This window comes from Flavivirga aquimarina, assembly GCF_030540835.1.
GTDB classification, from domain to species: Bacteria; Bacteroidota; Bacteroidia; order Flavobacteriales; family Flavobacteriaceae; genus Flavivirga; species Flavivirga aquimarina.
Genome location: NZ_JAUOEK010000142.1, coordinates 116,955 through 141,741, shown reverse-complemented (window position 1 = coordinate 141,741; position 24,787 = coordinate 116,955). Strand labels below are relative to the sequence as shown.

General features: G+C 31.1%; 22 protein-coding genes. 13 read left to right on the top strand and 9 right to left on the bottom strand.

Annotated elements, in window-relative coordinates:
* The first annotated feature begins 63 nt into the window (after positions 1–63).
* Both capA and capB read left to right on the top strand, forming a co-directional pair.
* Positions 64–1,104 (top strand): cysteate synthase, encoded by a 1,041-nt coding sequence (capA, locus tag Q4Q35_RS15325; RefSeq protein WP_303278881.1) that lies wholly within the window; start codon positions 64–66, stop codon positions 1,102–1,104.
* 256 nt (positions 1,105–1,360) lie between these two features.
* Entirely contained in the window at positions 1,361–2,620 is a 1,260-nt protein-coding gene (gene capB / locus Q4Q35_RS15320) for a cysteate-C-fatty acyltransferase (protein WP_303278880.1), read from the top strand.
* 53 nt (positions 2,621–2,673) lie between these two features.
* Here the strand turns inward: capB and Q4Q35_RS15315 are convergent, their stop codons facing one another.
* Positions 2,674–3,795, bottom strand: a complete 1,122-nt coding sequence (locus Q4Q35_RS15315) for a GTP cyclohydrolase (RefSeq protein WP_303278879.1) — start codon at positions 3,793–3,795, stop codon at positions 2,674–2,676.
* Positions 3,796–3,819: 24 nt separating this feature from the next.
* Positions 3,820–4,854: a transporter gene (locus Q4Q35_RS15310; RefSeq protein ID WP_303278878.1), complete on the bottom strand. Its 1,035-nt coding sequence runs from the start codon at positions 4,852–4,854 to the stop codon at positions 3,820–3,822.
* Positions 4,855–5,013: 159 nt separating this feature from the next.
* Between Q4Q35_RS15310 and Q4Q35_RS15305 the strand changes: the two genes are divergently transcribed.
* The 4 genes from Q4Q35_RS15305 to Q4Q35_RS15290 all read left to right on the top strand — a co-directional run bounded on the left by Q4Q35_RS15305 (position 5,014) and on the right by Q4Q35_RS15290 (position 10,668).
* Positions 5,014–5,289 (top strand): DUF4834 family protein, encoded by a 276-nt coding sequence (locus Q4Q35_RS15305; protein WP_303278877.1) that lies wholly within the window; start codon positions 5,014–5,016, stop codon positions 5,287–5,289.
* A 30-nt stretch (positions 5,290–5,319) separates the two neighbouring features.
* The gene (locus Q4Q35_RS15300) at positions 5,320–7,755 is read left to right on the top strand and encodes a YfhO family protein (RefSeq protein ID WP_303278876.1); all 2,436 of its coding nucleotides are present in this window, start codon (positions 5,320–5,322) and stop codon (positions 7,753–7,755) included.
* A 112-nt stretch (positions 7,756–7,867) separates the two neighbouring features.
* A complete protein-coding gene (locus tag Q4Q35_RS15295; protein WP_303278875.1) occupies positions 7,868–9,175 on the top strand; it encodes a glycosyltransferase family 4 protein in 1,308 nt (435 codons plus the stop codon).
* A gap of 35 nt (positions 9,176–9,210) precedes the next feature.
* A complete protein-coding gene (locus Q4Q35_RS15290) occupies positions 9,211–10,668 on the top strand; it encodes a lipopolysaccharide biosynthesis protein (RefSeq protein ID WP_303278874.1) in 1,458 nt (485 codons plus the stop codon).
* 135 nt (positions 10,669–10,803) lie between these two features.
* Here Q4Q35_RS15290 and Q4Q35_RS15285 read toward each other — a convergent pair whose 3' ends face one another.
* Both Q4Q35_RS15285 and Q4Q35_RS15280 read right to left on the bottom strand, forming a co-directional pair.
* Positions 10,804–12,051: a hypothetical protein gene (locus Q4Q35_RS15285; protein ID WP_303278873.1), complete on the bottom strand. Its 1,248-nt coding sequence runs from the start codon at positions 12,049–12,051 to the stop codon at positions 10,804–10,806.
* Between the two features lie 314 nt (positions 12,052–12,365).
* Positions 12,366–12,806, bottom strand: coding sequence for a hypothetical protein (locus Q4Q35_RS15280; RefSeq protein ID WP_303278872.1), 441 nt, complete (start codon positions 12,804–12,806; stop codon positions 12,366–12,368).
* Between the two features lie 216 nt (positions 12,807–13,022).
* Between Q4Q35_RS15280 and Q4Q35_RS15275 the strand changes: the two genes are divergently transcribed.
* A complete protein-coding gene (locus tag Q4Q35_RS15275; RefSeq protein ID WP_303278871.1) occupies positions 13,023–13,931 on the top strand; it encodes a DUF3667 domain-containing protein in 909 nt (302 codons plus the stop codon).
* Positions 13,932–14,110: 179 nt separating this feature from the next.
* On the opposite strand, the gene uvrA is transcribed toward Q4Q35_RS15275, so the two are convergent.
* On the bottom strand, positions 14,111–16,894 hold the full coding sequence (gene uvrA, locus Q4Q35_RS15270; RefSeq protein ID WP_303278870.1) for an excinuclease ABC subunit UvrA: 2,784 nt from the start codon (positions 16,892–16,894) through the stop codon (positions 14,111–14,113).
* A 237-nt stretch (positions 16,895–17,131) separates the two neighbouring features.
* Here uvrA and Q4Q35_RS15265 point away from each other — a divergent pair, with 237 nt between their 5' ends.
* Positions 17,132–17,716, top strand: coding sequence for an RNA polymerase sigma factor (locus tag Q4Q35_RS15265; RefSeq protein WP_303278869.1), 585 nt, complete (start codon positions 17,132–17,134; stop codon positions 17,714–17,716).
* 236 nt (positions 17,717–17,952) lie between these two features.
* On the opposite strand, the gene Q4Q35_RS15260 is transcribed toward Q4Q35_RS15265, so the two are convergent.
* On the bottom strand, positions 17,953–18,612 hold the full coding sequence (locus Q4Q35_RS15260; RefSeq protein WP_303278868.1) for an endonuclease III domain-containing protein: 660 nt from the start codon (positions 18,610–18,612) through the stop codon (positions 17,953–17,955).
* 35 nt (positions 18,613–18,647) lie between these two features.
* Here Q4Q35_RS15260 and bcp point away from each other — a divergent pair, with 35 nt between their 5' ends.
* Positions 18,648–19,100: a thioredoxin-dependent thiol peroxidase gene (bcp, locus tag Q4Q35_RS15255; RefSeq protein ID WP_303278867.1), complete on the top strand. Its 453-nt coding sequence runs from the start codon at positions 18,648–18,650 to the stop codon at positions 19,098–19,100.
* A 61-nt stretch (positions 19,101–19,161) separates the two neighbouring features.
* On the opposite strand, the gene Q4Q35_RS15250 is transcribed toward bcp, so the two are convergent.
* Positions 19,162–20,622: a TonB-dependent receptor gene (locus tag Q4Q35_RS15250; RefSeq protein WP_303278866.1), complete on the bottom strand. Its 1,461-nt coding sequence runs from the start codon at positions 20,620–20,622 to the stop codon at positions 19,162–19,164.
* Between the two features lie 90 nt (positions 20,623–20,712).
* Here Q4Q35_RS15250 and Q4Q35_RS15245 point away from each other — a divergent pair, with 90 nt between their 5' ends.
* Together Q4Q35_RS15245 and Q4Q35_RS15240 are read left to right on the top strand one after the other, a co-directional pair.
* Positions 20,713–21,474: an MBL fold metallo-hydrolase gene (locus Q4Q35_RS15245; RefSeq protein WP_303278865.1), complete on the top strand. Its 762-nt coding sequence runs from the start codon at positions 20,713–20,715 to the stop codon at positions 21,472–21,474.
* A 10-nt stretch (positions 21,475–21,484) separates the two neighbouring features.
* Positions 21,485–21,985: a hydrolase gene (locus Q4Q35_RS15240; RefSeq protein ID WP_303278864.1), complete on the top strand. Its 501-nt coding sequence runs from the start codon at positions 21,485–21,487 to the stop codon at positions 21,983–21,985.
* Positions 21,986–21,988: 3 nt separating this feature from the next.
* Here the strand turns inward: Q4Q35_RS15240 and Q4Q35_RS15235 are convergent, their stop codons facing one another.
* Together Q4Q35_RS15235 and Q4Q35_RS15230 are read right to left on the bottom strand one after the other, a co-directional pair.
* Positions 21,989–22,360 (bottom strand): DNA topoisomerase IV, encoded by a 372-nt coding sequence (locus tag Q4Q35_RS15235; RefSeq protein WP_303278863.1) that lies wholly within the window; start codon positions 22,358–22,360, stop codon positions 21,989–21,991.
* A 37-nt stretch (positions 22,361–22,397) separates the two neighbouring features.
* The gene (locus tag Q4Q35_RS15230; RefSeq protein ID WP_303278862.1) at positions 22,398–22,775 is read right to left on the bottom strand and encodes a helix-turn-helix domain-containing protein; all 378 of its coding nucleotides are present in this window, start codon (positions 22,773–22,775) and stop codon (positions 22,398–22,400) included.
* A 288-nt stretch (positions 22,776–23,063) separates the two neighbouring features.
* Between Q4Q35_RS15230 and Q4Q35_RS15225 the strand changes: the two genes are divergently transcribed.
* Together Q4Q35_RS15225 and Q4Q35_RS15220 are read left to right on the top strand one after the other, a co-directional pair.
* Entirely contained in the window at positions 23,064–24,221 is a 1,158-nt protein-coding gene (locus tag Q4Q35_RS15225) for a M14 family metallopeptidase (protein WP_303278861.1), read from the top strand.
* Between the two features lie 70 nt (positions 24,222–24,291).
* The gene (locus Q4Q35_RS15220; RefSeq protein WP_303278860.1) at positions 24,292–24,771 is read left to right on the top strand and encodes an Lrp/AsnC family transcriptional regulator; all 480 of its coding nucleotides are present in this window, start codon (positions 24,292–24,294) and stop codon (positions 24,769–24,771) included.
* Positions 24,772–24,787 lie beyond the last annotated feature (16 nt).

Genomic DNA, 24,787 nt, shown 5'->3' with positions numbered 1-24,787 from the left:
TTTTGTCTGGTTTTAGGTTACAAATATTTTTAGTAATATTACCAAAGCTTATAAAGAGCATTTATGAAACACAAAAATCAGGTTTTTGACAATCTATTAGATTTAATAGGTCATACACCACTTATTAAACTTAATAAAATAGCCTCTAAGTTTAAAGGAAACTTTTATGCAAAAGTGGAATCTTTTAATCCTGGGCATTCTTCAAAAGATAGAATAGCACTTTACATTATAGAGCAAGCGGAGAAAAAAGGAATACTAACTCCTGGAGATACTATCATAGAAACAACATCGGGTAATACCGGGTTTAGTATTGCTATGGTAAGTATAATAAAAGGATATGACTGCGTTTTAGCAGTAAGTTCTAAGTCTTCGGCAGATAAAATAGACATGCTTAAAACAATGGGAGCTAAAGTTTATGTGTGTCCTGCACATGTAAGCGCAGATGATCCTAGGTCATATTATCAAGTTGCTAAACGTTTACACGAAGAGATTAAAGGTTCGGTTTATATAAACCAGTACTTCAATAAATTAAATATTGATGCACATTATAACTCTACTGGCCCGGAGATTTGGAAACAAACGGAAGGTAAAATAACGCATTTGGTAGCATGTAGTGGTACTGGAGGAACTATTTCGGGTACTGCTAAATATTTAAAAGAACAGAACCCTAATATCAAGGTTATAGGAGTAGATGCTTTTGGTTCTGTTATTAAAAAATATCATGAAACCAGAGAGTTTGATGAAAAAGAAATTTATCCATATAGAATCGAAGGATTAGGAAAAAATTTGATTCCTACCGCTACAGATTTTGATGTTATTGATGAATTTGTAAAAGTAACAGATGAAGAAAGTGCTCACACAGCCAGATTAATCGCTAAGTCCGAAGGTTTGTTTGTTGGTTACACTTCTGGTGCAGCAATGCAAGCCATTATGCAATTGGGAGAAGATGGAGAATTCAAAAAAGAAGATAATATAGTTATTATTTTTCCAGATCACGGATCGAGATATATGAGTAAAGTATACAGTGATAAATGGATGAATGAACAAGGCTTTTTTGATAGTAAAAATGAAGCAGCAGCACAAAACATACAATATATAAAATAGTAGAAATCATTACTTTAAGAGGGAGATCGAATTTTGTTTTTATGACAAAATTCGATCTCTTTTTTTATTTTATCAATAATTGAGCAGTAAAAATTATGTTCAAACGATATAAATATTTAATTTTGCATTACTAATTAAGGACAAAAGCTTTCATGAAATATACTTAAACATTATAATTGTTTTTGTTTTCCCTCAAGAGCAACTACTATCAACGTAGTTATGTCTTAAAATTTTAATAGCAATAAGATTATAATAGATGAAGGATTTATTTGAAAAAATTTATAAGGACAAAGGGCCATTAGGTAAATGGGCTTCTCAAGCTGAAGGTTACTTTGTATTCCCTAAATTAGAAGGAGAAATTTCTAACCGCATGAAATTTCAAGGAAAAGATGTTATTACTTGGAGTATTAATGATTATTTAGGACTAGCTAATCATCCGGAAGTAAGAAAAGTAGATGCGGAAGCAGCAGCTCAATATGGATCTGCTTACCCTATGGGAGCCAGAATGATGTCTGGACATACAGATTTACATGAAAAACTACAAGATGAATTAGCATCATTTGTGAAAAAAGAAGCAGCATATCTATTAAATTTTGGATATCAAGGTATGGTATCTACTATAGATGCTCTAGTATCTAAAGACGATATTATTGTGTATGATGTAGATGCTCATGCTTGTATTATTGATGGAGTTCGTTTGCACATGGGTAAACGTTTTACCTATAAACACAATGATGTTGAAAGTTTAGAAAAAAACTTAGATAGAGCTACAAAAATGGCAGAGCAAACTGGAGGAGGTATTTTAGTTATTTCTGAAGGTGTGTTTGGAATGCGTGGAGAGCAAGGCCGATTAAAAGAGATTGTAGCCCTAAAAGAGAAGTATAATTTTAGATTGTTTGTTGATGATGCCCATGGTTTTGGTACTTTGGGAGCAACAGGAGCAGGAGCAGGAGAAGAGCAAGGTGTGCAAGATGATATTGATGTTTATTTTGCAACATTTGCTAAATCATTAGCAAGTACAGGAGCGTTTATTGCTGGAGATCAAGAAATAATGGATTATTTAAAATATAATTTACGATCTCAAATGTTTGCAAAATCATTGCAAATGCAATTAGTTGTTGGTGCTTTAAAGCGTTTAGAAATGCTTAAAACTATGCCAGAACTTAAAAATAAGCTTTGGGAAAACGTAAATGCTTTACAATCTGGGTTAAAAGATCGTGGTTTTGATATAGGAACAACTCAAAGTTGTGTAACACCAGTATATTTAAAAGGGAGTATTCCAGAAGCCATGGCGCTAGTAAGGGATTTACGAGAAAACTATGGAATCTTCTGTTCTATAGTTGTTTATCCGGTAATACCTAAAGGATTAATCTTGTTAAGATTAATACCAACTGCAACACATACATTAGAAGATGTATCGGAAACTTTAACAGCTTTTGAAGCTATTAGGTCCCGATTAAAAAATGGAACATACAAACGCTTATCTGCCTCAGTAATGGCAGCCATGGGCGAGTAAAGTATATTTCATAATATAGATGGAAAATCCGATTCTAATTGAATCGGATTTTTTTATGAAATATCTTTTCTAAAAGTACAACGTCTTTTGTTGACAACGGGTTTGAAATTTTTCCATATTTGCTGAATAGCAACATTGTCATCTAGCTCAGGACCTCTTACGCATACTTCAATACCTTTTTCTGCAAATGTTTTGTAAAACTCATTAAAAATAATGGCAGTAACTCCTTTATTTTGGTATTCGGGTAAAATACCAATTAAATAGAAAGTCACTGTTTTAGCATGTTTCTTTGCATGTAGCAAGTGCTTTATACCAAAAGGAAAAAGTTTACCATTCATTTTTTGCAAAGCCTTAGCATAAGAAGGGGTTACAATTCCAAAGCCAATCAATTTATCATCCTTATCTACAACAAATTTTACATATTCGGGATTAAGAAAACCAATAAATTTTTTCTTAAAATACTCACGTTGCTCATCATTTATCTCAACAAATGTAGAAAGTACTGCATGCGATTTAGAAAACACTTCAAACATTTCATCAGTATAAGGTAAAATATCTTTGTTTTTTGAAAAATTTAAAGCTTTTAGTTGGTAACGTTTTTTTATTATCTCTTGTATTCTTGCGAAAGATTCTGGCTGGATGTTTTTAAAATTCATGACATTCTCAGAATATGTTTTTGCTACATCGTAGCCCAGCTTTTTAAAATGTGTCGCATAATAAGCAGGATTATGCCATGTAATCATACTACCAATCTGGTCAAACCCTTCCGTTAATACACCTACTTTGTCAAGATTAGAAAAACCAACAGGTCCTTCAATAAATTCAAGTTCTTTTTCTTTTCCAATTTCAATAACTTTATCAAGTAAAGCCTTAGTGACATTAATATCGTCAATAACATCAAACCATCCAAAACGCATTTTTTTCAACGTTTGGTCTTTTACTTCCAACCAATTGATTATAGCAGCGATACGACCGACAATTTTTTTGTCTTTGTAAGCCAGAAATAATCTGGCTTCTGCATCATTAAATACAGGGTTTTCTTTTTTGTTAAAAGTTTTAATCTCCTCACTAATAATAGGAGGTACCCAATATTTAGAATTTTCATTAAGTTTAAATGGGAATTTAACAAAGGCTTTTAATTCTTTTTTTGTATGTACTTCTTTAAGTATAATCATATATAATGACAGCTCTTTAGATTCTTAATTGTCGTTAAAATCTATATCGTCTTTTTTTTGTTTTTTCTTTTTAACATCTTGAGTATCGGCATCTTTCTTTTTTATTTTGCTTTTGTTGCGCCTAGACCTTCTTTTTCCTTCTTCTTTAGCAGTGTTACCATTATCTATTTTTTCGTTTTTAATTTCTTTATCTTTATGAAAATCTAATCTATAAGATACACCGAAGTTTGCACTAAAAACAGAAGGGGTGTCTTTAGTATTAAAAGTAAGAGCCGTATCTAACTGAAGATTTTTTTGCCATAAATATGCCCCTCCAAACCTAAAAAGGTTATCCGCATAAAAATCACTCTGAATACCTTGGGCTTCTCCAAATATAACCCACTTGGGGTTAAAAGAATGGGTTAATGTTAATATATATTGAAAATCTGATTGATCAGAGCCTATTCTATCTTTTATTAAATTCATAACGAAAACCCATCCACCAGGAAAGTTATTTTGGGTAGCGATCATTATTTTAGGACTAAAACCTTCAACACCTGCGGCCGTATAAGGATTATTATCTGTGTCAAAATTAGCTCCCAGATATACTGAAACAGCGGGAATTAACGAGCTCCATTTAAAACTATGGTTTGCTCTCCAGCTATACAAATTAGGTTTGTTTTTTTCTGAATTTTTATAAGGGTCATACATTAAATATTTAGCTCCAAATGTTACTGTTTTAAAATTAGCGCGTTCTTCTTTGGTAGATAAATTAGATGTAGAGGTTTTAGTGTCGTTTTGGTAGGTGCCTTCAATGTTTAATTCCAGTTCTTCAAATAATAGCCCATAACGTGCTGCAAAATCAATACCATATCCAGACACTTTATAGGAAGTAACGGGAGTTCTTTTCTCATCTATAATATAAGGCCCAATTTCAAATTGGACAACATTTGTACCTACAGAAAAGGCACTACGTGATGCACCGGGTCTATTAGAATTGATGACATCTGTATATTGACTATATGCTTGAATTGAAGTTAAAATCAATAATAAGCAAAGTGTAGATTTAATTGGGTTCATAATTAAGGTTTTAGTTTACAGCTAGTAATGGTTTAGTAATATACAGTTATCATTTTTAGCTCTAAAGACTTTTTCAAATATAGATATTTTATACTTTTTTTATCATTTTTGAGCGTTTTTTAAACATATAGAATTGTATTTTTGTTAAAAATATTTTTTATGCTACAATTTGCATCTGTAACAGGTTTTGTTAGAATGGTGTTAATCATCCTTCTTATTTATTTCGGAATAAAAATTTTATCTCGCTTATTTGCACCGTTTCTTATTAAGTATGTTGCTAAAAAAGCAGAGCAGCGTTTCGGAGATCAGTTTGGTCAACAGCAAAGACAAGAAAAACCAAAAAAAGAAGGTGAAGTAACTATCGATAAAATACCAAAAGCCAAAACCTCAAATAAAAATGTTGGGGATTATGTCGATTACGAAGAAATTGACTAATTTTCACAATCATAGTTTTAATATACTTTCATGCAATTTTCAATAAAAAAAGCACTTCCTCATTTATTAATTTTAGTAGGGTTTGTAGTGCTGTCTTTAGCTTATTTTAGCCCTGTTTTAAAAGGGGAACAAATATTTCAAAGTGATATCATGCACTATATAGGCATGAGTAAGCAGCAAAAGGATTTTAAAGTAGAAACAGGTGAAGAGACCTATTGGACCAATAGTGCATTTGCAGGGATGCCGACCTATCAATTAGGAGCGAGGTATCCACATAATTATATCAAAAAGATAGACTCAACGCTTCGGTTTTTACCTAGACCAGCAGATTATCTTTTTTTATATCTGTTAAGTTTTTATATTCTATTGTTGGTTTTAAAAGTCGATTTTAAACTTGCAGCACTTGGAGCGATTGCCTTTGGGTTTTCAACTTATTTAATAATTATTTTAGGCGTAGGGCATAATAGTAAAGCGCATGCCATTGCTTATATGCCATTGGTTTTAAGTGGTATTTTGCTTGTTTTTCAGAAAAAATATATTTTAGGTTTTTTGTTAACTGTTATTGCTATGGGCTTAGAGCTGGTGGCTAACCATTTTCAAATGACCTACTATTTGCTGTTACTGGTTATCATTTTGGGGATTGCGTATTTAGTAGATGCTTATAGAAAAAAAATACTAGCACATTATTTTAAATCAATAGGAATTTTAATTGCAGCGGTTGTTTTGTCCATTGCTTTAAATGCTACAGGTATATTAGCAACACAAGAGTATGTAAAAGAAAGTACTCGTGGCAAGAGTGAGTTGACTATAAACCCTGATGGCTCTACAAAAGAAGTGACTTCTGGTTTGGATAGATCTTATATAACTGCTTATAGCTATGGAATTGTAGAAACTTTCAATCTTTTCATTTCAAGGTTTATGGGAGGAGGGAATTACGAAGATTTAGGTAAAGACTCAAATACATATGAAGCTTATAGAAAGTTAGGAGCCAGCACAACACAAGCATTAGAGGAATCCAAACATGTGCCTACATATTGGGGTAATCAGCCTGGAGTGGAAGCGCCGGCTTATATTGGAGCTGTTATTTTGTTTTTATTTGTTTTCGCATTATTTCTTGTAAAAGGTCGATTGAAGTGGTGGTTAGTTGGAGGGACTATACTCTCTCTATTGTTGTCTTATGGGAAGAATTTAGGCTTTTTAACGAACTTCTTTATTGATTATGTACCACTTTATAATAAATTTAGGGCTGTAAGTTCTATTCAAGTTGTTTTAGAGTTATGTATCCCTGTATTAGCTATTTTCGGACTGGTAAGATTGTTTAATGATTTTGAAAAGAAAGAAGATAAGCTAAAAGCATTAAAATTCGCTACCATAATAACAGGAGGTTTTGCTCTTATATTCTTGCTGTTTAAATCATCATTATTTGATTTTGTTGGTAATAGAGATGGTCAGTTAATACAAGCTTATGGTCAGGATTTTATTAGATCTATTAGGGAGGATAGAAAAGTCATTTTTACCCAAGATACTTTGCGAACTCTTGTTCTAGTGTTATTATCTGCCGGAGCTATTTTTATGTTTTTAAAGGGTAAACTAAAAGAAAAGTGGGTGATAACAGCGTTTTTTGCGCTGATTCTTTTTGATTTGGTAGGTGTTGATAGGCGTTACGTTAATAACGATGACTTTGTATCGAGTATTAGAGTAAATAAACCATTTCAAGCCAACGAAGTAGATAAAGAAATTTTAAAGGATAAAACACATTTTAGGGTGTTTGATCTGGTTTCAGCACCTTCACAACCTACAAAAGCATCGTATTTTCATAATTCATTAAATGGTTATAATGCTGCAGAATTAAAGCGCTATAGAGAGGTTTTTGATTTTTATGTATTACGAAACAATATCAATGTACTTAACATGCTTAACACAAAGTATATTATAGTACCAGATGATAAGGGGAGTATGTTTTCCTATAAAAATGATGAAGCAAACGGTAATGCCTGGTTTGTGAAAAATTTGCAAAATGTAGAATCTGCAGACGAAGAAATTAAGCAATTAGATAGTCTGTCTAATAAAGTTAAAGCTGTTTATTCATCACATAAAGCTTTAGAAAAATTAAAAGATATTAAACCACATTATGTGGTTGACTCATTAGCTTCTATTGATTTGGTTGAAGTAAAACCAAATTATTTAAAATACGAGTCTCAAAATTCAAATGAAGGTTTTGCAGTCTTTTCTGAAGTGTATTATGGTAACGGGTGGAAAACCTTTATAGATGGAAAAGCAAGCTCGTATATGCGTGTTAATTACACATTACGAGGTATGCAAGTGCCAGCAGGGAATCATACTATAGAGTTTAAGTTTGATCCAGATGTTGTTAAAACAGGAAGTAGTATTGCTTTAGCAAGTTCAGTTTTGTTTGGAATATTGCTGCTTGGCGCATTGTTCTATGAATTTAAGAAAAAACAATAATTGTTATTTCTGTACGTCAATGGCAGCTTGTTGGAGAGAAAGAAGGCAAGGGCATATATTATCGTAATACAATTTCAATTTATAAGATTACTTGCATTCGCAGGAATGAAAGATGAAAAAGAAGGCACTCATAATAACGTATTATTGGCCACCTGCAGGAGGGCCTGGGGTACAACGTTGGTTGAAATTTGTTAAGTATTTGTCAGAATTTGATGTAGAGCCTATTGTTTATATTCCTGAAAACCCTAATTATCCATTGGTAGATGAAAGTTTAACTTCTGAAATACCAGATAATATCACCATTTTAAAACAGCCCATAAAAGAACCTTATAAATTAGCCGGGATATTTTCAAAAAAATCATCAAAAACTATAAGCAAAGGCATTATTTCAGATTATAAAAAGCAATCCTTTATTGAAAAAGTGATGCTCTATATAAGAGGGAATTTTTTTATACCAGATGCTCGTATTGGTTGGGTAAAGCCTTCTGTGGCATATCTTTCAAAATATATTTCAGATAATAGCATAGAAACTATCATCACTACTGGACCTCCTCATAGTTTACACTTAATCGGATTGCAACTTAAGAAAGGGCTAGGGGTTAAGTGGTTAGCCGATTTTAGAGACCCCTGGACAACCATTGGATATCATAAACAATTAAAGTTAACCAATGCTTCTAAAGAAAAACATAAAACTTTAGAAAAACAGGTTTTAAATACTGCAGATCATATAATAGTAACTAGTTTTACTACTAAAAAGGAATTTCAGGCTATTACAAATCAACCCATTGAAGTTATTACAAATGGTTACGATTATGAACCTGCCAGTGTGGTTAAACTGGATTCTAAATTTTCAATAGCACATATTGGTTCTTTATTGTCAAAACGTAATCCGAAAATTTTATGGCAAGTATTAAGTGATCTCATTAAAGAGCGTGATGATTTTTCAAAAGATTTCGAGCTCAATTTTGTTGGTGCAGTTAGTAAAAATGTATTGGAATCTATTAAGAATAATAATTTAAGTAATTATATCAATGAGGTAGGATATGTTTCACATAAAGAGGCTATTAAATATCAAAAAAAATCACAAACACTATTGTTAATAGAAATAGATTCTGAAGACACTAAGTGTATTATTCCTGGGAAATTATTTGAATATATGGCTTCCAATCGCCCCATTATAGCTATGGGGCCAGAAGATTCTGATGTTGAAAAAATAATTAAAGAAACCAATACTGGAACCTACTTTAACTATAATGATTACGACTCACTAAAAAGAAGTATATTAGAATCTTATAAAGCTTTTTTAAACAAAAGCTTACAATCGCATCCAATTGGCTTGCAAAAATATAGTAGAAAAAATCTAACTCAACAGTTAGCAGAGATAATCAAAAAACAAGAACCTTCAGATTATCAAGTTTGAGTGTTTTTTTAGAATTTTAATCTTTTAAAAAATTAATGGGAATAGTTGCTTCACAATCTTTTAAAAACGTCATATCAACTTATTTGGGCTTTTTAATAGGAGCAATTAATACGTTATTTCTTTATACAAAATTTCTTAGTGACGAATATTACGGAATGGTAGGGTATATGCTGTCTTTAGCATATGTTATTATGCCTTTAATGGCGTTTGGCGCACATAATACACTCGTTAAATTTTATTCATCTTTTAAAACAAGAATATCTTTAAACAGCTTTTTAACACTTATGCTGTTTTTACCATTTTTAATTACGATTCCATTAAGTGTTTTTAGCTACCTATGTTATGATATGATTGGTGATTTTTTATCACAAAAGAATGATATTATTAAAGGGTATGTATGGCATGTTATAATCATAGCTCTTGCATTGGCTTATTTTGAAGTGTTTTTTGCATGGGCCAAGGTGCAAATGCAAACCGTATTTGGAAACTTTATGAAAGAAGTTTTTCACCGAGTGGGAACCATGATTTTATTGTTTTTATTGTATTTAAAAATAGTTGATGTAGAACAGTTTATGATTGGATTGGTTTGTGTTTACGTTTTAAGGATGTTTGTTATGAATGCATATGCTTTTAGCGTTAAACTTCCAGTTATCACATTTAAAAGAATTAATGGTTTAAGCGATATTTTTAAATATTCGTTTTTAATAATTATAGCAGGGTCTATAGCTACTATTTTTTTAGATGTCGATAAGGTTATGCTGGGACATTATATTGAAATAGAAGAAATAGCATATTATAATGTTGCGGTTTTTATAGCGGCAGTTATTGCAGTGCCTCAGCGTTCTATGCAACAAATATTAATGCCATTATCGGCCAAGTATTTAAATGAAAGGGATTTTGATGCTTTAGGAGATTTATATAAAAAGAGTTCGTTGAATTTATTTATAATCGCTGGATTTATATTTCTTTTAATCGTATTAAACATTAATCAATTGTATTATATAATTCCTGAAGAGTTTAGTGGAGGGCTTTTTGTAGTATTAATAATTAGTGTAAGCAAATTGTATGATGCGCTTTTAGGAAGTAACAACGCCATTCTATTTAATAGTAATTACTATAGAGCAGTATTGTATTTAGGGGTTGTCCTAGTAATCTTGATGATTGTACTAAATATTGTTTTTATTCCTTTGTTTGGCATTAATGGAGCGGCTTTAGCAACTTTTTTAGCCATTTTTGCATATAACTCCATAAAATTACTTTTCGTTTATAAAAAATTCAAAATTCATCCCTTTACTGGAGATATACTAAGAATAACCGGTTTAATATCTTTATGTGTTTTGTTATTTTATTTTTGGGAATTCCCTTTTAACACCTTAATTAATATTGCTTTAAAATCGACTTTAATTACCGTATCGTATGTGTTTGTGGTTTATAGATTTAAGTTTTCTGAAGATATTACGATGCTTATTAAACGTTATTTGAAAATTAAATAATGTAGTTTAAGTATATATATATATAAGGGAATTACAGTGAACTTATTTAAGTTATTGTTCTAAAACAGAAAACCCCACGATGTCGCTTTGAGGCAAACATATCGCAGGGTTTTCCAAACTAACCAACCAAAATTGTTATGATCTTCTTCTACTAGTAGTAGTTGATCTTGTATTGTAATTACTAGATTTACTTCTGTTTTGAGTAACTTTTGGTCTGCTGCTTTGAGTAGACTTGCTAACGCTTTTTCGTTGTGTTACTCTAGGTTTACTTTGAGTAGTAGTACGCTGTGTAACTACCCGTTTTGTACTTCTAGTATTGTTGTTTCTATTATATGTACGAGTATTCTGTGTTCTTGGTTTTTGAGTAACTACATTTTTACTTTTCCTAGTTACTGTACTTGTTCTAGGTTTTATTGTTGTATTAACGTTTACTCTAGTTCTTTTAGTATTATTTGCTTGCGCATAATTTCTAGTATTATTATTACGTCTAATAGTTTCGTTTCTAGAAATTACAGACTTACTTTTTGTGTTTCTGTTAACATTAGAATTGTTACGTCTAGTTGTATTTTTATTTCCTGTTGAATAATTTCTTCCAGAGTTTCTATTAACAGTACTATTACGTCTTATCTTATTAGTTTGCGCAACATGTCTTCTGGTATTAGCATTTCTGTTTATACGTGTTACGTTTCTTGAACTTCTATTTACAGTAGCATACCTTTTGTTTCTTGTTATTACATGACCACGTCTGCTAGCAATAGAAGTTCTAGGTCTGTAGTTATTGTAAAACGGTCTGTTATAAACATAGCGTACAGGCTTATAATATTGTCTGTAAGGTCTGTTGTAAACCACACAGTGGTTGTATGCAGGAATGCTATAATATCTATGCCAAGGTCTGTAAACATACCCTCTGTTAAATACATTTATAAAACCAGTGCAGTGAGAGAAATTGTTATACCTGTTATAATGTACGTATAACCCACCTACACGAGATACATATCCAAAGTTATTATAGTAAATATTCACATTTCCTACCTGACTAATACGTCCGTAATAATCATAATAAATAGGCGTATTTTCAATTTGAATTATAGCACCATATTCATCATATTGTACATAAGCATTATAGTCGTATCCAGAATTAAAACTGAAGTTTACATTTGGAGTTCCTATCGAAACATTTACATTAGGACGGTAGCGTTGTATGTTAAAATCAAACTGTCCATCACGGAATACTGAAAACTCTATATCATTTTCAACAAATATGAAAGAGTTACCATAACCTCTGTTGTAATTAAATGTACTTGTATCTGTGTTGGTTGTGGTTGCGTTAGAAGTAAACCCTATAAGGATTATACTTGCTACTAAGAATATATACTTTTTCATAATAATTTATTTTAATGGATGAATATGTTTGAATAATTACAAACAGCGTGCCAAAAAAAGACGTTAGCAGTTAAGGTATTGTAAATCAATGATTAATAATTAATATGGTTTAGTAATAAAAAGGGTTTAATTGAAATTTGATGATTAAAGGAGCGTTTTTTTAAGTTGTTTATTAAGCTATTAAAAATTAGTCAAATCGTTTCTAGGGATATTAGCGAATAAAAAAACTCGAAGCTTATAAGCTTCGAGTTTTTAATTTTTAGACTAATCAAATAATATTATTTGTTATTTCTACAGTGGTTTAATACATATTGTTAATTGAAATCACCATAGGAATGAATAGATTTCATGATGTCCTCATAAAACAAAACAGCAGAGACTAGGTTGCCTGTATCGGAATATGGTAAAATCACTTTTTGAAACTCAATGGTGTTTTTTACATAAGTATCAGTATTTTCAATTTGATTGTCAAGAGCTTTTCTATTACTGTTGCTATTTGGAATACCTAAAGTGGACATGGTAATACCAGGTTTTGTAGCAAAAGCTATATAAGGTAATATATTTGCTAGAACTTCAATTCTTTCGGTATACAAGTTTAATAATTGACCTTTTTGCATTCGCTCTAGCTCTTCACTGTCGTGATACTTTTTTATGCCTACATTACTTATGATACTTTTTGGGGTATCTTTTTTTTGAGCAAAACTGGAGGCTGTAATAAAAAAGCAAAAACTTAATAGGATAATTTTTATTTTCATGATTATGGGATTAAATTTGCCTACTCTTTAGCTTTTCGGCTTGCGCTATTTTGTTTAAATGGCTTTCAATTTGCGTGCCAAAAATGTATGTAATTGGTTTTTAGTCAATTATACGGTATGATTGCTTAGGTGTAAAGAAAATTTATATAAAGACTCCTATTTCTTTTAAAGTCATTATTTTAAAATCCTTATTTTTATAAAAACCAACCGTTTTTAATGAAAACAGAATTAGAAACCTGTAAAAATTGCGAAAACCTATTTGAAGAAACGTTTAGGTTTTGTCCGCATTGCGGACAGCAAGCTAAAGACGATCTTACTGTAGGAGTGCTGTTTTACAATACGATAAGTAATTATTTTTCTTTTGATGCACGGTTTTTTAAAAGTTTTTTCCCCTTATTGTTTAAACCTGGATATTTAGCAAGAAAGTTTGTTGAGGGCAAACGTTTAATGTATTTGCATCCAGCACAGCTTTACTTGTTTGTATCAGTGGTGTTTTTCTTTTTACTTTCTACAACTATAGTTAGAAATCAAGTACAAAGTTTAGATACAGAATTAAAAAAGACTATAAAAAAACCTCTAATTTCTGATAGCATTCAATTGAGAAATCAGAAAATAATAGATTCTATTAAATTGGATAGTCTTTTAAGCCCTATTTCAGAAAAAGGTATTCCTGGGATCAAAGCAGAAGAAATGAAAATTTTAGATTCTGTAATTAAATCTAGTACCAGTAAAAAATCAGAATTTTCATTTGGTATTAATGAAAAACAAATAGATTCCTTAGTGGCAATTGGCGTGCCAAACAATGTAATTTATAAGGCTATGGGTATGAGTGATGATGCTGGCTATATTACCAAGAAATTTTATACACAAACACTTAAGTTTTATAAGCAACGTAATGGTGGGCAAATTTTACAAGCTATTTATGATACGATTCCTATTTCATTATTTATTTTATTGCCAATTTTCGCTTTAATATTGAAGTTGTTATTCTATAGACGTGGTAGTTATGCATATCATTTAGTTTTTAGCTTTTACTATTTCTCATTCTTGTTTACTGTATTTAGTTTAATTTTAATAGCTAATAACTTTTTTGAAGTTCCAGACTGGATAATTGGCTACTGGTAATATCTACTTATTTTTATTTATTTGTTGCTATTAAGCAGTTTTATAATCATGGTTGGTTTTTAAGCTTTATAAAAACCAGCATATCGAGTTTTGTCTATTTAATGTTTGTGATCCCAATTGCAGTCGTAATAATAAGCTTTATAGGTTTCTTGTTTAATTGAATTTAAAAGATCAAGGTGTTAAAGTTTTTCTTTTAAATATTTCCCGGTCTCTGAAGTTTCTACTTTTATGATATCTTCTGGTGCCCCTGAAGCTACTAAGTTTCCACCGGTTTCTCCACCTTTAGGGCCTAAGTCTATAATATGATCGGCGCATTTAATAAGTTCTAAATTATGTTCTACCACAATTATAGAGTGACCGTTTTCAATAAGTGCAGTAAATGATTTTAATAACTTTTGAATGTCGTGAAAATGCAGTCCAGTAGTAGGTTCATCAAAAATAAATAGTGCTTTATCTTTATTGTTGCCTTTACCTAAAAAAGATGCCAACTTTATACGTTGTGCTTCGCCTCCCGAAAGGGTAGAAGAACTTTGTCCTAAAGTAACATAACCTAAACCAACATCTTGAAGTGGTTGAAGCTTCTTTTTAATTTTAGTTTGTTTCTGAGTATCAAAAAAATCGATAGCATTATCTATAGTTAGGTTTAAGATATCATCAATATTCTTATCACCAAATGTTACTTCTAATACCTCTTTTTTAAAGCGTTTCCCTTTGCATGTTTCACATTCTAAATGCACATCTGCCATAAACTGCATTTCAATGGTTACTTCTCCTTCTCCTTTACAAGTCTCACAACGTCCGCCATCTACATTAAAAGAAAAATGTTTTGCTTGATAATTTCTTATAGTACTTAATTTCTGCTTAGAAAATAATGCTCTTATGTCATCATATGCTTTTATGTAAGTTACCGGGTTAGAACGTGAGGAACGCCCGATAGGGTTTTGATCTACAAATTCGATATGCTTGATATTACTAAAATTACCATCTAATACAGTAAATTGACCCGGTTTATCTCCAAAATCGGTTAATTTTTTCTGTAAAGCAGGATATAGTATTTTTTTTATCAATGTACTTTTTCCACTACCAGAAACTCCGGTAATAACAGTAAGCATACCTAGCGGAAACCGAACATCAATATTTTTTAAATTATTCTCGCGAGCTCCCTTAATATCTACATAGTATTTTGACGTTCTACGTTTTTTTGGTACTTCAATCTTTAACGACTCATTTAAATATTGTGCTGTTAAAGAATCTGATGCTAAAAGATCTTTATAAGTTCCATTTGCAACAACATGACCTCCAAAGGTTCCTGCCTCCGGGCCAATATCTATAATACTATCGGCAGCAATCATAATATCTTCATCATGCTCTACCACTATAACTGTATTACCTAAATCTCGTAACGATTTTAATACGGAAATTAATCGCTCTGTATCTTTAGGGTGCAAACCAATACTCGGCTCATCTAAAATATACATAGAGCCTACTAAGCTACTTCCTAAAGAGGTTGCTAGATTAATACGCTGACTTTCTCCACCAGATAAGGTGTTAGATTTTCTGTTAAGCGTTAAATATTCTAAGCCAACATTAGCAAGAAATGATAACCTGTTATTGATTTCCTTTAAAAGTCTGTGGGCTATTTGTGTATCATAATCGTTTAATTCTAATTGCTTGAAGAAATTTGCCAGTTTGTCTAAAGGCATGTCGACCAAATCATTAATTGTAGCTCCTCCTATTTTTACATAATTTGCTTCAATACGTAGACGTTTACCTTGACATTCTTTGCATTTAGTTTTTCCACGATAACGCGATAGCATAACGCGGTTTTGAATCTTATATGCTTTAGATTCCAACCCTGCGAAAAATGCAGTGAGTCCTTCAAAATATTCATTTCCATCCCAAATAAGTTGTTTTTGGGCATCGCTTAATTCGAAATATGGTTTATGAATAGGAAAATCGAATTTATGTGAATTATTTACTAATAAGTCCCTATACCAACTTAGCGTTTCTCCACGCCATGGAAATATAGCATTTTCATAAATAGAAAGTCCTGTATTTGGTACTACTAAATCATCATCAATGCCGATAATATCACCATACCCTTCACATTTAGGGCACGCTCCATAGGGGTTGTTAAAACTGAATAAATGTACATTTGGCTCTAAGAAATTGATGCCATCTAATTCAAACTTATTACTAAAAACGCGTTGTTTTTTATCACTTAAAGTTTCTATAATACATGTTCCTTTGCCTTCAAAAAATGCTGTTTGTATGGCATCAGCCAGTCGATTAAGGAAATCTTCTTCTTTTTTAATAATAATTCTGTCGACAACTAATAGGATGTCTTCGTTATATGGTATGTTATCTATTTCATCAATACGAATAACAGCATCTTTTATTTTAACCCTGGCATATCCCTGTTGTTGTAAGGCTTTAAGTTTGTTGTCCATACTACGTTCTTCTTCTAAATGAATAGGAGCGAGGAGTAGGAGTTTTTCTCTTTCAGGAAATGTTTTTAAATAATTTAAAACATCTGTAACAGTATCTTTTTTAACTTCGCTACCGGAAACAGGCGAGTATGTTTTTCCAATTCTGGCGAATAGTAGTTTTAAATAATCGTAAATTTCTGTGGTCGTACCAACGGTTGAACGTGGGTTTGTTGAATTCACCTTTTGTTCAATAGCGATGGCAGGAGCAATCCCTTTTATATAATCTACTTTTGGTTTGTTTAATCTGCCTAAAAATTGGCGCGCATAACTCGATAAGCTTTCTACGTAGCGTCTTTGTCCTTCTGCATACAAAGTATCAAAGGCTAAACTAGACTTTCCAGATCCTGATAAACCAGTAATGACTACTAATTTGTTTCTTGGTATCACTACATCGATATTTTTTAAGTTATGCAATTTTGCACCTTTAATAATGATGTTTTCTTTAGGGTTTACTTCAGAAATATTAGTATTCATAGGCTTTTTAAAGAAATAATTTTGCAAAGATACTATAACTATTGCAGCTTAAAAAATGCGTTATAATGTAAATAAATATTAAAAAAAACGATTAATTTTTGCTTTTTAGGAACGAATGTTGTTATATTTGAACTAATTAGTTAAACAAAATTCAACTCTCGCCTATAGCAAAAAATTACTTTTAAATATGTAACCCCAAGCAAAGAAGCCCTCTTCGATGCACTAAAAGTAATTATTATGCAACAAGAATTTATTTCAGATGCTAACTTGGTTAGTAACTATATTAAAGGTGAAGAAAGTGCTTTAGAAATCCTTATCACCAGGCACAAACAAAAAATTTACAGTTTTATTTATTCTAAGGTTTATGATAGAGATGTCGCAGAAGATATCTTCCAAGACACTTTTATAAAAGTGATTCGGACACTTAAGCGCGGCGCTTATAATGAAGAAGGGAAGTTTTTACCTTGGGTAATGAGAATTTCCCATAACTTGGTCATTGATTTCTTTAGAAAAAACAAAAGAATGCCAAAATTTGATAATGCAGGAGAGTTCAGTATTTTTTCTGTACTCAGTGATACTAGCTTAAATGCAGAGAAGAGTATTATTAAAGAACAGGTTGAAACTGATGTGAGACGCTTAGTAGATGAGCTCCCTGAGGATCAAAAAGAAGTCTTATTGATGCGTATTTATAATGATATGAGTTTTAAGGACATCTCAGATAAGACAGGTGTTAGTATAAATACTGCTCTGGGTAGAATGCGTTATGCTTTAATTAATTTAAGAAAAATCATAGATAAGCATAATATTGTTTTAACAAACTAATACAATAAAGATAATTTTGCTGCGTTAATAATTTGTATAAACCCATAAATTGTTAAAATGGCGAAAATTTACTCTGAAAATTCTATTAAAAATTTAAATGAACATGAACCGAGGGAAGAAACGGTTAATTTTCTTCTAAATTACTCTAAGGCTTTAAGTGTTATAAATTGTAATAAAAAGAAGTTTGAAGCGCTTCTAAATTAAAATTCCGAAAGTCCTAGTGCATATTCATTGTATTAGGACTTTTTTAGTTTGTTGTATTCATTTATAACAGACCGCCTTCCAATCGTTTTTGTTATAATATCTTTATCTAGATCCCAACCTCTTGCTGGCGAATATTCTCTGCCATACCAAATAATTTGAAGATGTAAATCATTCCATAACTCTTTTGGAAACAACCTTTTTGCATCTTTTTCTGTTTGTACAACATTTTTACCATTACTTAAGTTCCATCGATACATAAGTCTATGTATGTGTGTATCTACAGGAAAAGCAGGGATACCAAAAGCTTGAGACATAACAACACTAGCGGTTTTATGTCCCACAGCAGGTAAATCCTCTAAAGCTTCAAAGCTTTGAGGTACTTCGCCATTATATTTTTCTATAAGTATTTTTGATAAACCATAAATACCTTTGCTTTTCATTGGAGATAAACCTACCGGTTTTATAATATCTCTTATTTCTTCTACAGAAAGCTTAACCATATCATAAGGATTGTCAGCTTTTTCAAAGAGCAATGGCGTTATTTTATTAACCCTAACATCTGTACTCTGAGCAGACATTAACACTGCTATTAATAGGGTGTAAGGATCTTTATGATCTAATGGAATAGGGATTTCTGGGTAAAGCTTATATAATGTATTAATAACAAAGTTTACGCTTTCTTGTTTGGTCATTCGTTTGTATTTTAGCAGTAACAAAGTTATAAAATATGAACACATTAAAAGTAGGAGATAAGGCACCAAATTTTGAAGCTTTAGACGAACAAGGAAATACGGTTAAATTATCAGATTTTAAAGGTAAAAAATTAGTGGTTTTCTTTTACCCAAAAGCAAACACACCAACTTGTACTGTAGAGGCTTGTAACTTACGGGACGAATATACTGTTTTACAAGAACAGGGCTATGAAATTTTAGGAGTTAGTGCAGATACTGAAAGAAAACAATTAAACTTTAAAAAGAAATTTAATTTCCCGTACCCCTTATTAGCTGATGTTGACAAAGAGCTTATTAATGCTTTTGGTGTTTGGGGAGAGAAAAAATTTATGGGTCGTACTTTTGATGGTATTCACCGCATTACTTTTGTTATTAATGAAAATGGGGTTATTGAAAAAGTGATCGATAAAGTAAAGGCTAAAATACATACAGCCCAAATATTAGAATAAAAAAGAGGCTGCCCATAATTATAATAATTTTCAGGCAGCCTTTTATATAAGTTGTATGTAACTATTTACGTTTAGTCAAGGTTAAAGGTTTTCTGGTATATCCAAACAAGCGATAATCCTTAATTAAATCTGCAGTTCCTTCCGGTACCATGTCTTCCCAACCACGATCACCTTCAGAAATCATACTCAAAATTTCACGAGAGAAGATATTCATTATACTAGTGTCGTAATCTTCTATATCGATTACTTTCCCATTGTATTTAAAGAATTTATACAATTCTTTCATACGTGGGTATACTTTTAAATTTTCACTATTAATTAGTTCACCGGTTTTAGGATCAAGCATAGGATACAGATAAACTTTTAAATCTTTGAAAAATAATTTTCCGAAAGCTTCAAGGATTCCTCCACTTATATGGCGATAGTATTTTTCGTCAAAAATATCGACTAGATTACTCACTCCCATAGCTAAGCCCATTCTGGCTTTGGTGTAGTTTGAGAAATACTCAACAACCTTATAGTACTCTTGAAAATTAGAAATCATTACAGATTGCCCTAACGAGCATAATAAATCTGCTCTATCTATAAAATCTTGTTCATCAATTTCTCCTTCTGCTCTTAAATTAGATAATGTGATTTCAAAAACAACTACAGTTTTATCCGGGTTAACTTTATTTTCCTTAATAAACATATCATACGACTTCTCATACATAGCCATATTTACCTTGGTTACGGGTCTAAAACTACCGCGTAAGGCTAATATGTTTTTTTTGTAAAAAACCCTAGCAGGAAGCACGTTTGTCCCATCTGGGCCAAAAACAACGGCATCAGTCATACCGTTTTTAACAAGCTGCAAGCTCATTAATCGGTTATCGACATTTTCAAAAGCAGGTCCGGAAAAATTAATGGTATCAATCTCTAGTTGATCTTTGTCTAAGTGATCATATAAATAGCGTAGTAATTTTTTTGGCTTATTATGTTTATAAAACGCTCCATAAATGAGGTTTGTACCCAATACACCTAGTGTTTCTTGTTGCAAACGTGCATCGGTTTCTTTAAAACGAAGGTGCAAAATAATTTCATTATAATCTCCTGTAGCTTCAACCTGATATTTAAGACCTACCCAACCATGTCCTTTAAATTGTTTGGCGAAATCTATGGTAGCAACAGTGTTAGCGTATGTGAAAAATATTTTATTTGGATGCTTCTCTCGTGTCAACCTAGTTTCCATAAGATCCATTTCATGACTAAGCATCTTTCTTAAACGAGCTTCAGTTACATAACGACTATCTTCCTCTGCACCATAAACGGCATCACTAAAATCTTTATCATACGCAGACATAGCTTTTGCAATAGTTCCTGACGCACCTCCAGCTCTGAAAAAATGACGACAAGTTTCTTGACCTGCTCCAATTTCTGCAAATGTGCCGTAAATATTTTCGTTTAAATTAATACGAAGTGCTTTCGATTTCAATGATGGAACATCATTGAATTCTTTATCACCTTTTATGGTTATTTCCATATAATAACTGGTTATTTGTACGTCTACAAAGGTATTAAATATGTATAGCAAACAAAAAAATAACGCTATTTTTGTGCAAAACTTATACAATTGAAAATAACCTTTCTTGGAACAGGAACATCACAAGGAATTCCAATAATTGGAAGCAGTCATCCTGTTTGCTTAAGTACAAACCCGAAAGACAAGCGATTGCGTGTTTCTGTTTTAGTAGCATGGGATACTTATAAGTATGTTATTGATTGTGGTCCCGATTTTAGGTATCAAATGTTAAGAGCAGGATGCGAAACTATTGATGGTATAGTTTTTACACATGAACATTCAGATCATGTATTAGGCTTAGATGACATTAGACCATTTTACTTTAGGCAAGGTGATATTCCTATTTATGCGCATAAACGTGTATTGAAATCTTTGCACAAGAGGTTTGATTATATTTTTGCTACTAAAAATAAATATCCAGGAGCGCCTACTGTTATTACGAACAGGATAAAAAACAAACCATTTAAATTGAAAAATTTAGAAGTAGTACCTGTAAATGGCCTACATGATACATTGCAGGTGTTTGGGTTTAGATTTAATGACTTTGCATATTTAACAGATATGAAAACGGTAACTAATAAAGAAATTAAAAAAATTAAAGGAGTCAAAGTCTTAGTTGTTAATGCTTTAAGGATAGATTCGCATCGTTCGCATTTTAATTTAGAAGAAGCATTACAGTTTATTGATAAAGTAAAACCAGAAACAGCTTACTTAACCCATATTAGTCATTTACTCGGATTTCATGAAGAGATAGAGAAGATATTGCCTAAACATGTTTTTTTAGCTTATGATGGTTTAGAAATAACAATTTAAATTAGATTTTATGAAACAAAGGATTTTTATGTATTTATTCGTTTTTGCAGCATTACTGGTTTTATTTCAGTATGTAAACTCAAAGCGTGTATTTGAAGATATAAATAGTAAGCTAGTAACTCAGACAGAAGTAATAAAAAAATATAAGGATTCGGTAGCTGTTTTGCAAGATGACATTTTAGAAGTCTCGCATTTTAATTTAGATAGAAACGAGGATGCTATTAGTTATTTTGAAAATGATGGGTACAATGTGTCCGAATTAATTCCCTTTATTAAAGATGAACTTTACAAATTAAATGAAGTTAAAGGAGAGCATCCTATAGTACCGTATGCGGCCAGTGAAGGTAGAAAAATACTGATTAATACTGTAAAAATGCTAAATCATAAATGGATAATTGCCGATTTTTCGGATGGAGAATTTTGGGGTGAAATCTTTTTAACCTATGAAATAACAGAAGATAAGCAGCTTAAATTCAATTTAGTTGAATCTTTTTTATATCCGTTTTATTAATGCTTATTTAACTTTGTAAGCTATACCTTTTTGTTTCTTTGTTTCACCTACATAAGAATACCCAAAAGTATAGGAAGAGTCTGTTGTAGTTAAAATTTTTAAATGAATATCTTTTTGTTCTGCCATGTTTTTAGGATTGATTGTTTTAAAAACAACCTCGCAGTCATTAATCCAACGTAGTTTAGATGAATCTATCTTGTTATTATAAGTTTCAATTTGTAAAGTTTCTGTGCGTTTAAATTTAGATTTAAATAATTCATCATTAATGATTACTTCACTGTAAAACTCACCTATTTTATAATCTTTGCAATTACGGGTTGTTTCATAACAGCTACCCATAGATACTAGTAGAATAATTAGGAACAGAAATCTCATATTATAAATTTAGCTGCAAATTTACTAAAGAATAATACTAATTCTGATAATTTTTAAAACTTCCATCAGAATAAAAAATAACGATACGTTCTACCTCCTTTTTTTCTTTTTTGCTAGTAGCTTCAGTTTTCAATTCTTCGTTTATAGAGAACAGATCCGTTTCTCTTTTAGTTGGTTTAAATTCACTTTTTGATGGAAACTCACCTTTACCATTAAATAGCCAATACAAATCCACTTCAGGGTAGGCAGAAAGGATTTTTAAAATAAAATCTAAACTGGGTTTATTTCTACCAGATAGGATATGTGAAATACTAGAACGTTGTACTCCAATTTTTTCAGCAAAGGAGGAAGCAGATTCACCATAGTAATCTATTATTTTTTGCAGCCTGCTTATAAAATCACCTATGTTTATCATTGTAAACAGATTAAAATTGTATACGATTACAAATGTAACAATATAACTTTTAAAATGGGTGTTTATTGTAATATATTTGATTTTTATTAGAATATTTACTTTATATAATACGCATTAATCAACTAGTAAACAGATATTTATGTATTTTACAATTAATTGTAATAAATTCAGTAAACAAACAGTGTTTAAAGGCTAAATGTCTGTATAAAGATGTAAACAAATCTTATATTTTTATAGTTTACAATTGTGAATTTGTAAATGTTTACATTTGTAGCATAAAAAAACAGTATGCAAGTACAAGACATAAAATCATTATTTTTAAAACACAAGGAACCTAACTTATTTCATCGTTATATAACTAATAAACACATAGAACCTCTCTTAAACAATTTAGAAAACCATATAGAGATAAAAACCGTTGGTAAATCAGTTTTAAACAACTCTATTTATGGGTTGAAAATAGGTGAAGGCAATAAACGAATTTTAATGTGGTCTCAGATGCATGGCAATGAATCTACCACTACTAAAGCACTATTTGATCTGTTAAACACCTTTTTAAATAAAAATGGGCATCTTAAACATGTTTTAAAGGCCTGTACCTTATATATTATACCTATACTAAATCCGGATGGCGCTGAAGCTTATACACGAGTTAACGCCAATAATGTAGATTTAAATCGAGATGCTCAAAACTTATCACAACCAGAAAGCCGGGTTTTGAGAACAGTTTTTGAATCGTTTAAACCTCATTTTTGTTATAATTTACACGGCCAACGCACTATTTTTAGTGCTGGTACTGTTAATAAATCTGCTACAGTATCGTTTTTAGCACCAGCGCAGGATGAAGCTTGTACCATAACTTCTAACAGAAAGATTGCTATGGAAGTTATAGGAGTTATGAATGATATTTTACAAAAGATTATTCCAAATCAAGTAGGAGTGTATGATGATGCATTTAACTTAAATTGCGTCGGTGATACTTTTCAAAATGAAAATATTCCAACAATTCTGTTTGAGGCCGGCCATTATAAAAATGACTATGAGCGTGAAATAACACGTGAGCTTATTTATATATCGTATATCTCCTCATTAAGCTATATTTCTAATAATATAGTAACTGGGCATCATTATGAGTCTTATTTTAAAATTCCAGAAAATGAAAAGTGTTTTCACGATATTATTATAAGAAACGCTAAAGTAGCGAATGATTCAAATGAAAAAATGAATGACATTGCAATCCAATATCAGGAAAAACTGATTAATGGAAAAATTGAATTCATTCCAAAAATTGAAAAAATTGAAAAATTAAACTCATTATATGGTCATAAAGAAATAGATGCCAAAGGGTTTGAGGTGTTTGGTATGGATAACCAACTGGTTAAAATTAATTACGAAAACGTTTTCGTAATAATAAATAATGATAAAATCGCATTATTATCGAAATAAAACATATTAATTATGCGTAATTATTAATGAAAATGTATTATTTTTGGTTTTTATTTAAGAATAATTAATTATGGGGAAAATTAAATTAGACGAAATCGACCACCAAATTCTTGATATGCTAATAGATAATACAAGAATACCATTTACAGATATTGCAAAAAAGCTATTAATTTCTGCAGGAACTGTACATGTTCGTGTTAAAAAAATGGAAGAATCTGGAATTATTAAAGGCTCTTCATTAATGTTAGATTATAAAAAACTTGGTTATTCATTTATAGCATACGTAGGTGTGTATTTAAATAATACGTCTCAAACTAAGTTTGTTTTAGAGCGCATTAATGAAATTCCATATGTCACTGTTGCACATATTACTACAGGAAAATTTAACATTTTTTGTAAAATCAGAGCTAAAAGCACAGAACATGCTAAAGAGATTATTTTTCTTTTAGATGACATCGAAGGTGTATACAGAACAGAAACTATGATATCTCTAGAAGAAAGCATAAATGATAAAAAACGATTAATGCATTCTATATTTAAAAATTTGTAAAATAGGTGTATAATTA